Origin of the sequence: Cuspidothrix issatschenkoi CHARLIE-1 (assembly GCF_002934005.1) — a bacterium.
Classification (GTDB): Bacteria; Cyanobacteriota; Cyanobacteriia; order Cyanobacteriales; family Nostocaceae; genus Cuspidothrix; species Cuspidothrix issatschenkoi.
On sequence record NZ_PGEM01000157.1, the window covers coordinates 1 to 9,571 of the forward strand.

8 protein-coding genes are annotated in these 9,571 nt (G+C 38.3%); 5 read left to right on the forward strand and 3 right to left on the reverse strand.

The window, feature by feature from the left end; all coding sequences use genetic code 11:
• Nucleotides 1-157: 157 nt before the first annotated feature.
• Both CUN59_RS18205 and CUN59_RS18210 read right to left on the reverse strand, forming a co-directional pair.
• Nucleotides 158-1,726 (reverse strand): metallophosphoesterase family protein, encoded by a 1,569-nt coding sequence (locus CUN59_RS18205; RefSeq protein ID WP_104389177.1) that lies wholly within the window; start codon nt 1,724-1,726, stop codon nt 158-160.
• 113 nt (nt 1,727-1,839) lie between these two features.
• A complete protein-coding gene (locus tag CUN59_RS18210; RefSeq protein ID WP_104389178.1) occupies nt 1,840-2,325 on the reverse strand; it encodes a hypothetical protein in 486 nt (161 codons plus the stop codon).
• 239 nt (nt 2,326-2,564) lie between these two features.
• Between CUN59_RS18210 and CUN59_RS18215 the strand changes: the two genes are divergently transcribed.
• From CUN59_RS18215 to CUN59_RS21540, 3 genes are all read left to right on the forward strand, one after another.
• The gene (locus tag CUN59_RS18215; RefSeq protein ID WP_104389179.1) at nt 2,565-4,403 is read left to right on the forward strand and encodes a protein kinase domain-containing protein; all 1,839 of its coding nucleotides are present in this window, start codon (nt 2,565-2,567) and stop codon (nt 4,401-4,403) included.
• 281 nt (nt 4,404-4,684) lie between these two features.
• A complete protein-coding gene (locus CUN59_RS18220) occupies nt 4,685-4,909 on the forward strand; it encodes a hypothetical protein (protein ID WP_133164050.1) in 225 nt (74 codons plus the stop codon).
• A 64-nt stretch (nt 4,910-4,973) separates the two neighbouring features.
• Entirely contained in the window at nt 4,974-5,150 is a 177-nt protein-coding gene (locus CUN59_RS21540) for a hypothetical protein (protein WP_165790225.1), read from the forward strand.
• Between the two features lie 92 nt (nt 5,151-5,242).
• Here the strand turns inward: CUN59_RS21540 and mrdA are convergent, their stop codons facing one another.
• Nucleotides 5,243-7,045, reverse strand: a complete 1,803-nt coding sequence (gene mrdA / locus CUN59_RS18225; protein WP_104389181.1) for a penicillin-binding protein 2 — start codon at nt 7,043-7,045, stop codon at nt 5,243-5,245.
• 165 nt (nt 7,046-7,210) lie between these two features.
• Between mrdA and CUN59_RS18230 the strand changes: the two genes are divergently transcribed.
• Both CUN59_RS18230 and CUN59_RS18235 read left to right on the forward strand, forming a co-directional pair.
• A complete protein-coding gene (locus CUN59_RS18230) occupies nt 7,211-8,347 on the forward strand; it encodes an ABC transporter ATP-binding protein (RefSeq protein ID WP_104389182.1) in 1,137 nt (378 codons plus the stop codon).
• Nucleotides 8,348-9,430 carry a polyamine ABC transporter substrate-binding protein gene (locus CUN59_RS18235; protein ID WP_104389183.1) on the forward strand — a complete coding sequence of 361 codons (1,083 nt, stop codon included), beginning with the start codon at nt 8,348-8,350 and terminating at the stop codon, nt 9,428-9,430.
• Nucleotides 9,431-9,571: the final 141 nt, after the last annotated feature.

Here is a 9,571-nt window from a genome sequence, read left to right on the forward strand (position 1 = left end):
ACTTCGACAAGCTCAGTGCATCGCAGGGAACAGAGTTGAAAGTCATGAGAGTGTATAGTTTTCTAGGTAAATTCTGTATCTCATTCAAGTGCATACCGCTATAATGAGGATTAAACATAAAAGAAGTTGAGGATCTGGGTATGAACGATTGCTATATCTAAATATTTACATTTTCTGAAGAGCGATCGCACCATTTTCCCTCAATTAACTCTGTAATTAGTGGTGTAATCTTAAACTTAGCGGGAAAACCCGCCTTTACATCTACTCGCACACAAGAATAAGGTTTTTTCTTCTGAAACCCATAACCACTACGTCCTACATACAACAGCGAATCTGCAACTTTTTGAGTAACAATATCCTCATTACTCATAAATGTTTCCAGCAATTCTGATCCTTCTGGGCGTTGAGGACGGGGACGGCGACCACTACCACCGGATACAATATAATTAATATAAGAATCAGCGTGTCCTGTGTTTACAGTTCGCAAATGTTCTAAACAATGGGCGTGTCCGCTAAATACTATATCTACTAATGGGCGTTCTGGTGTAATATTGCCTAAACTTGTTGCTACTTGATCAAAAACTTCTCGTAAACGATGGCGTACAGCTAAAGTTTGTCCTTGATTCCATTTAGTTGCCTCTGTAACATAGGGTGGATGGTGAAAAAATATGATTCTTCCCCTAACTGCCGAATTTTGCCAAGACGCAATTAATCTTTCTTTTAACCATGTCAACTGTTCAAAATCGACATCACTATTTTTATGAGATGCTAATTGTTTTTCAATATCAATTTTGATCTCATTGATTTGATCCAATTTAGCACCCAGTTCAGCCAGTAATTCCGCTTCATCAGCTTGATCTGGATTAAGTTTGTCACATTCCCCCAAAATCTGTAATTCTTCCCTGTCAATTTGCTGACGACGTTGTTCTAATTCTCTGCGGAAACTATCTCCAGCTTGGTTATTAGGTAAGGGATCAGGAGTATTAAAAGTATTAGAATCTAAGGCAAAAAAGTCAATCCCACCGTAACAAAAAGTATAATAACGATTAGGCAAACGAGTAAACTTGCCCGGTTGGTAACGCAAACACCGACTTATATCAGTTTTAGCGTTATAATACTTATTTAAATGAGATTCTAACTCAACTGGGGAAATATCCGCCAAATAATCCAAAAAAGCTCTAGCATAGGCATCACCTTGATTTGAGCCATACCAACCAATTTCAATATCTTTATACCGTAACATTTTGCGTAAAGGCAACGTAGGACCCGTTAGCAACCGATAAAGTAAAGGAACATCATAGTAATCATGATTGCCCAAAACAGGTAAAATCGGTAACTCAAATATCATCTTGTCATAAGCAATATTTTCCGGAGCATCCCCACCCAGCAAGAATTCTCGATAGGGTTCAATAAAATTAGCTGGGTAATATTCACGAGAACCAACCATATAAATTACATCTCCCGTGTGCAGCACAAAGCGGCAATCATCACCATGATCTAACATCATTTTAGCAACTTCGCGCTGGGGATGATGTCCAGAATGGGATTTAGTACCTGTGTCACCCATGACCATAAAGGAAAAATCTGGACTTTCTGGCTGTCCGTCATCTATCACCATGGAGGTTTGGTCAATTCCCTGCTGTAAAATAGCTGAATGTCCCCACCTCACCCGTTGTTTCATCTTTTCAATTTTCATCAGTATGGATGGTTCAGAAATTAATTTCATAGGAAATAAATAGATGGACGAACTTGTATTGAGCTTGCGATGTCCTAAGCTAGTGGAAGGATCAAAGTAAGTCGAAGTATTGCCTTTTGCCTTACAAGAGAATTCTATTCGTTTTATATTGGTAAATTAGCAAAAACCCGTTGCACCAATTTCTGAGTTTTATTTTCTAGCTGTTGCCAATCTACATCACCATATTCATCAATTAAGTTAGTATCAATATCAACTGCTGTATTTTCAGGACTATAATTCAGAAAACATACTTGATAACATAAATCCCACAAATCCACACTCACTTGTTGCTGTTGACGCTGCAAAAGCAAGTGGTATCCTGGATAAGGCATGGGCAGAGTAGCCAAAGTTTTTTTAATTTCCTCTATTTGTGTAGGTGTTGCAGTTTCCATATCCTGAATTAACTGGGTGACTAAGGCTTTGGTTTCATCAGTGATGTTAGCAGGCCAAGTTAATACATCTTGGTAAGTAGCTTTCCAGTTAGATATATCAACTTGTTTACGAATATTATCAATCACACGAATAAAAGCAGGTTGCATCAAGATTTCAGCTTGTTGCCATGATATAGAATTAGTTATCTTAGGTGGCATTGCTAGTAAATAAGGATACTGATGGCAAAATTAACAATTTCGGAACTTCTGTGTTACGGCAGGTGACAGTTATAAAAGCCTTTGGGTCTCTAAGTTTTAGTTTTGCTTGATGTCCTAACGGCATTGTCTACGGCTATAATTTAAATCTTTTCTCAAGATACCTGATTTCAGAAAAGGAAATTTGGAGATATTTACTACTAGCAGGAAAATTTAAGCTGTCAAGCTGGGGAGGAAAATTTATGATAGGGAAATTACTAGACCATCGCTACCGAGTTATTCGCATCTTGGCCAATGGAGGATTTGGTCAAACCTATATTGCCCAAGATACCAAACGGCCAGGCAATCCCATCTGCATGGTGAAGCACCTCAAACCAGCTAATTCTGATTCTAATTTCTTTACCACTGCTAAACGTCTGTTCCACAACGAAGCGGAAACTTTAGAAAAACTCAGTAACCACGACCAAATACCCAGACTTTTGGCTTATTTTGACGAAAATCAAGAATTCTTTTTAGTCCAAGAATTTATTGATGGCCATACTCTCAGTGAAGAACTCATTCCCGGACAACCTTGGAGTGAAACCCAAGTTATGCAAATGTTGTTGGATATTTTGAGTATTCTGGAGTTTGTTCACGAAGAAGGTGTAATTCACCGCGATATTAAGCCAGATAATATTATTCGCCGTGCAAGTGATTATAAATTAGTTTTAGTAGATTTTGGTGCAGTTAAACAATTACGCTCATCCTTAGTCACAGTTGGAGGACAAGGGACGATGACGGTAGCAATTGGTACACCTGGCTATATGCCTACAGAACAAGGTCAAGGCAAACCTAGACCCAATAGTGATATTTACGCCTTGGGGATTATTGCAATTCAAGCATTAACAGGAGTTCCAGTTAGTCAATTACAGGAAGATGCTGACACAGGAGAAATTAACTGGCAACATTTAATTCCGCTTAATCCTGGTTTAGTGGCAATTTTAAGTAAAATGGTGCGTTACCATTTTAAAGAACGCTATCAAACAGCAACGGAAGCATTGCAAGCTTGTCGAGACTTGATGAATATCACTCCTGAACTGTCTCAACCTTCTAGATCTGTACAAATTATTTATCCATCTCCCCAAAAGATGACTTCAGGATATACACAGCAAACAATGGCGGTTTCTCCTGGTAATCATATTCGTTCTCAACCTGCTTCTCAAATATCTATTCCCCAGGAATCAAATAAACCCGATCTTTTACCTTTATTAATTGGTATATTTTTAGCAGGTGGTTTAGCAGCTTTATTTACAAATATATATCCTAATTTTAAGAATTTAACTGCTAATTTGACAGGAGAAAATAATAAAATAACAAATAAATGTTTGGCAGTAGTTACAGCTAATTCTAATATTCGTTCTGAACCCAGTGCCATTAATTCTGACAATATTTTGAAAACCTTAGGTACAGCTAGTCAGTTTGAGGTGACAGGGAAGCGGACAAAGCGTGGTTGGGTAGAAGTAAAACTTCCATCTGGGCGTTTAGCTTGGGCGCATTCTGATATTATTACTAATCATGAAAACTGGATTTCTTGCCTTCGAGATAAAGGTTTGGCAATTCAAATTGTAGATGATAGTTCTTTCATTGCCTCCCGTCCCGTCCCTTCAGTTCCAGTTACACCTAATATAGAAACTCCTAAACCTCAACCATCTAAACCACCTACTGAAGATAAATCCAAAACCGTGGCCAAAGCTAGGGAGAAATTTGAATCAGGGGATTTACAAGGAGCGATTTCTTTACTAAAATCAACTTCAGGAAATGCTGTTTCAGGCATTAAAGAAACCGTTAATACTATTAATCAATGGCAGAGTGATTGGGCAAAAGCAGAAGCCCTGGCTAATGATATTAATCAAGCCATTGATAATGGTAAATGGGATGAAGTTTTAGCCTATCGAGATCACCCAGAAAAGCTTCCTAATATTAAATACTGGCGGGATAAGTTAGAACCAATGTTTAAAGAAGCTGCTGATAATGTTGCTAAACAAGCATTACCCCAGACAAATAAACCAACCCCTTCCGCAACTCCAAAGGATGGGGTTTAAATATGGCATTTCCCTAACCTCTATGGAGACGTTACGCGATCGCTAAGGTTGAGGAGAACAACGAAGCGATCGCGTAGTGAATCCTAAACTGTAGGATCTGCTGAAATTCTTCACGGCACTGACCCTCCAAGATATACTATTTGTTTTAACATTTACTACAACCTAAGAACAATTTAAGCTATAAAAAATCTATAACTGTGGATTCATTTATTTTCTAGAGAAACTTTTTATAAAAGAAATATAGGGCTGATAAACCTAATCATAAATTGAGGCTAACAATCATGTCACACAGAACGATGAAATCTAATTTACTTGTGGATTTATCCCCAGAGGAACAACAACTTTTGTCCGGCGGACAAATGTCTAGAAGAAGACCAATCATCTGTTACACCTACGAACTCTATGAGGATTATGATCAACGTGGTAGAGGTGGTAGAGGTGGTAGAGGTGGTAGAGATTTGGATATTGATGTTGATGTTGATGTTGATAGACGACGCAGATTTTAACTAATTGAATAAGACAGAACTTCTTCTTCATCACAGGAAAAACAATTCAGTGAGGCAGATAATTATGTTACATCAAAGTGACCAATCTCAATTGCTTGTAGAATTATCCACCGCAGAACAACAACTTTTATCTGGAGGATGTTATCAACCTAGAAAATGTTGTAAGCCTTACCGCAAATATGATTCATGTAGTAACGGTTTTGATCGCTATTTAGAACCTGGCGATAATGAACGTGATTAATAAGCTGTTAAATATTTAAGTAGTCAGTAGGGTGTGTTCGCAACAGCATAACACATCCTACTGATCTTTATGGCTTCCCTTCCCGTCAGAGATCAATTGCTATTTTTTTTAGCCGTTGTTTTAGCAGCAAAATGTTTTTGCATCACTTCTAAAATCATCGGTGCAGCAATGCTACCACCACCACCACCGGAATGTTCTGCAAAGGCCACGATTAAAACTTCGGGTTTATTAGCAGGTGCATAAGCGCCAAACCAGGCATGATTTTCTTTAACCCCTGCCCTCCACGCTTCAGCAGTGCCACTTTTACCTGCAACTGGGGGCAGATTGGGGTCATTTAATACTTTTCCTGTACCTTCACTGACTACCTTCCGCAACCCATCACGCAAAATTTTCATGGTTGTGGGTTTGAGATTTAAAGATTCTCTCCAGGTTTTAGCATCTTCATTGTCTTTGAGTACATGAGGTTGCACGCGATAACCACCATTAGCAGGAACAGCAAACATCACAGCGACTTGTAAAGGAGTAGTTTGTAATGCCCCTTGGCCAATAGACATATTCACGGTATCACCTACAGTCCAGGGTATCTTCCAGGCTTTACGTTTCCACTTGTCATCAGGAACTAAACCTTTAGCCTCTTCTGAAGTAAATTCAAAGCCGGTTTTTTTACCAAACCCATATTTGCGCGTCCATTCAATCAATGTAACTCCACCGACTCTTTTAGCAACTTGATAGAAGAAGGTATCACTACTCCACTGCATTGCCCCCACAAAACCCAAGGGACCAAAACCGGCATGATTCCATTCACCAAACCTAGTTCCACCAATAGTTAATGAACCATAGGTTTGTAATACTGTATCAGGCGAAAATCGACCTGATTCTAGTCCGGCGGTTGTGGTGACGATTTTAAAGGTACTAGCCGGAGGAAAGGCACTAATAGCCCGATTAACTAAAGGATGTTGAGAACCTTGGACGCTTTCCCAATCTTTTTGGGAAAGTTTTTGTTTGGAAAAGATATTGGGGTCAAAGGTAGGATGAGATACCATAGCCAAAACCGCCCCATTTTTCGGATCAATTGCGACTATTGCACCATTACGTTTACCTAAAGCTTTTTCGGCTGCCATTTGCATATTTAAATCTATGGTCAAATGTATATCATTACCAGCTTTAGCTTGTTTGCTGCCCAATACTCTTAATGGCCTACCGCTACCATCTACTTCTACCTGCTGTCCGCCCCATTCACCTCTTAACAATTTTTCATAAGCTTTTTCTACCCCCATTTGCCCCATGACATCTCCTAAACGGTAGCCTTCAGCCTTCTTTTTTTGTAGTTGTTCCGCAGTAAGTTCACGAGTATAGCCAAGTATATGTGCCAACGCTCTACCTTGGGGATAATAACGAACTGCCTCAGTATGAATCTCTACTCCTGGTAGTTGATTTTCATATTCTTTTAAGGCTGTAATTTGGGCTTCGTTTAAATTACGAGCGATGCGAATGAGGGAAGATGGATTAACAGCAGATTCTTCCAGAATTGTTTCAATATCTTCCTGGGGTATTTCCAAAATTTGTGCTAGACGTGGACCGACCACTGGCCAGGAGGGTTTTGTATGTGCCATTGGCCACAAATATACAGATCGAGGATAACGAGTGCTGGCTAATAGCTTACCATTTCTGTCAAAAATGTTACCTCTCTCTGGTTGTTTAGGAATAATGCGAATCCGATTTGATTCTGCTCTGACTCTATGGTTTTTTCCTTCAATAATTTGTAAATATACTAATCGAGCACCGATTCCAGATAACATTAATAATGTGAATAAAATTGCAAATCTAGATTGGACACTACGTCCAACGGTGCGTGTGTTTTTTTGACTACTGAGTAATGGTGGTAAAATAGCCATAAGACCAGAAGAAATTTTGGGATAAATTAATTAATTGGTAACAACTGATATCTGACAGGTGCTACGCCACGATAACAGATAATAGGTAAAAACTTGACAACTGACAACTGACAACTAACAACATTAAATTTATTTTATTCAAACCAGGGCATTCTACTAAAAATTATGGCTCAAAATGCGATGCAGAATCAAAGAGGTTTAAAAACATTACAGCCACTTGATGTTGAATTGCGTAACGTATTCAAGTTTTTTAACCAAGAACCCGCAGTACACGGAGTGGATTTAGATGTTAAACAAGGAGAGTTCTTTAGTATTTTAGGGCCTTCTGGTTGTGGCAAGACGACTACACTCCGCTTAATTGCTGGTTTTGAAAGGGTTGACGCTGGTAAATTGCTGATTCAAGGGCAATTAATGACCGATGTTCCTGCTTATCAGCGACCTGTAAATACAGTATTTCAAAGTTATGCTTTGTTCAACCATTTGAATGTGTGGGAAAACATTGCTTTTGGACTGCGATTACAAAAAATCTCCAAATCAGAAATTTCTAGTCGCGTCACGGAAGCTTTAAAGCTTGTCAAAATGGAAAGTTTGCGATCGCGGTTTCCCAGTCAACTCTCCGGTGGTCAACAACAAAGAGTAGCATTAGCTAGAGCTTTGGTAAACCGTCCCGCCGTTATCCTCTTAGATGAACCCCTGGGAGCATTAGATTTAAAACTGCGTAAGGAAATGCAAGTTGAATTATCCAATCTTCATAAGGACTTAGAGTTAACCTTTGTTATGGTGACACATGATCAGGAAGAGGCTCTTTCTTTATCTGATCGAATTGCGGTGATGAATCAGGGCAAAATAGAACAAATTGGTACTCCCAGAGAAATTTACGAATGTCCTCAAACAGTTTTTGTGGCTGATTTTATTGGTGATACAAATTTGTTTAGTGGTGAAATTGCTGAAATAGATGCAGAATGTGTCAGAGTAACGACTAAAACAGGATTAAATATTATTGTTAGTCGCAACGAACAAACACCAGTATCAACATCCCAAAATGTTGCTGTTAGTGTCCGTCCTGAAAAAATTCAACTTTCCCTCTACCACCCTAATATACCCATTAATTGTTTTGAAGGCAGGCTAATTAATATCATGTATTTAGGTACTCATATTAATTATGTTGTAGAATTAATCAACGGTATTAACATTAATGTTTTACAACCTAATACATTCAGTAGCTTGCCAGATGGGAATGTACCTATTTATGCTTGGTGGGAAAAAACTGATTGTTTAGCCATTAGTCAAGATAAAAATTAGATGACTAACAGACGTAAATTCCTAAAAAAGATAGTAGCATTTTTTACCCTATTTTTAAGTGGTTGTGGATGGAGATTAGCTAAAGTAGAGTCAAACTTTACTAGCTCAAATCAAAGCGACAAATTATATATTTATACCTGGACTCAATATACAGATCAACAATTACTCACAACCTTTACCACGCAAACAGGGATGAAAGTAATAGCCGATGTATATGAATCCAATGATGTCATATTGGCTAAATTACAAGCTGGAGGGGGCGGGACCTATAGCATTATTTACCCATCTGACTATATGGTACAAAAGATGGCAGAAAAAGGATTATTACTAGAAATAGATCATAGCCGATTAATTGGCTTAGATAATTTATTTCCCCAATTTCATAATCCTATTTATGATCCCCATAACCGTTACAGTGTTCCTTTTAATTGGGGAACAACAGGTTTATTATATAATTCCGAAAAACTGACAAATTCCCCTGAAGATTGGGAATATTTGTGGCAAAATCAAGATCAACTTAATAAACGTTTTACCCTCCTCAATGATGTGCGGGAGGTAATGGGGGCAACATTGAAAATGTTAGGTTATTCCTATAATTCACAAAATGAAAATGAAATTAAACAAGCTTATCAAAAATTAAAATTGCTCAAACCAGCAATTGCCGCCTTTGATACCGATGCTTGGCAAAATAAAATTCTGGCCGGGGATTTATCCATTGCTATGTGTTATTCTGCTGATGCAGTCAAAATTTCTAAGGAAAACCCCAAACTCAAATTTGTCATTCCTCGCAGCGGTTCCTCCCTATGGACTGATACCATTGTCATTCCCAAATCTAATCCTAATATTGCTGGTGCTTATGCCTGGATTAATTTAATTTTACAACCAGATATAGCAGGGAAAATTTCCGAAAGACTATATATTTCTACTCCTAATCGGGCAGGATTTGAACAGTTACCAAAAACAATTCAAGAGAATACTAATTTATTTCCCCCTGAAGCACTTTTAGCCAAGTGTGAAAGATTAACTCCTTTAGGCAAATTTGAAGAAGTTTATGACCGCTATTGGACTGAATTACTAACTTAAAAAAGGTAATGGGTAATTAATTAGGACTTACGCAAGATGTAACTGAAACCCTGATTATTTCGTAGGGGTAATTCATGTAGCTTGCTTCCCGAGTAGGGTTCTATCTTACTTTCGCTCGCTATTTTGCGTAAGTCCTGTATG

Excerpts from the sequence above, each read along its gene's own strand:
- CUN59_RS18205 (WP_104389177.1), bottom strand. The coding sequence starts at position 1,726 with ATGAAATTAATTTCTGAACCATCCATACTGATGAAAATTGAAAAGATG.
- CUN59_RS18210 (WP_104389178.1), bottom strand. The coding sequence starts at position 2,325 with ATGCCACCTAAGATAACTAATTCTATATCATGGCAACAAGCTGAAATC.
- CUN59_RS18215 (WP_104389179.1), top strand. The coding sequence starts at position 2,565 with ATGATAGGGAAATTACTAGACCATCGCTACCGAGTTATTCGCATCTTG.
- CUN59_RS18220 (WP_133164050.1), top strand. The coding sequence starts at position 4,685 with ATGTCACACAGAACGATGAAATCTAATTTACTTGTGGATTTATCCCCA.
- CUN59_RS21540 (WP_165790225.1), top strand. The coding sequence starts at position 4,974 with ATGTTACATCAAAGTGACCAATCTCAATTGCTTGTAGAATTATCCACC.
- mrdA (WP_104389181.1), bottom strand. The coding sequence starts at position 7,045 with ATGGCTATTTTACCACCATTACTCAGTAGTCAAAAAAACACACGCACC.
- CUN59_RS18230 (WP_104389182.1), top strand. The coding sequence starts at position 7,211 with ATGGCTCAAAATGCGATGCAGAATCAAAGAGGTTTAAAAACATTACAG.
- CUN59_RS18235 (WP_104389183.1), top strand. The coding sequence starts at position 8,348 with ATGACTAACAGACGTAAATTCCTAAAAAAGATAGTAGCATTTTTTACC.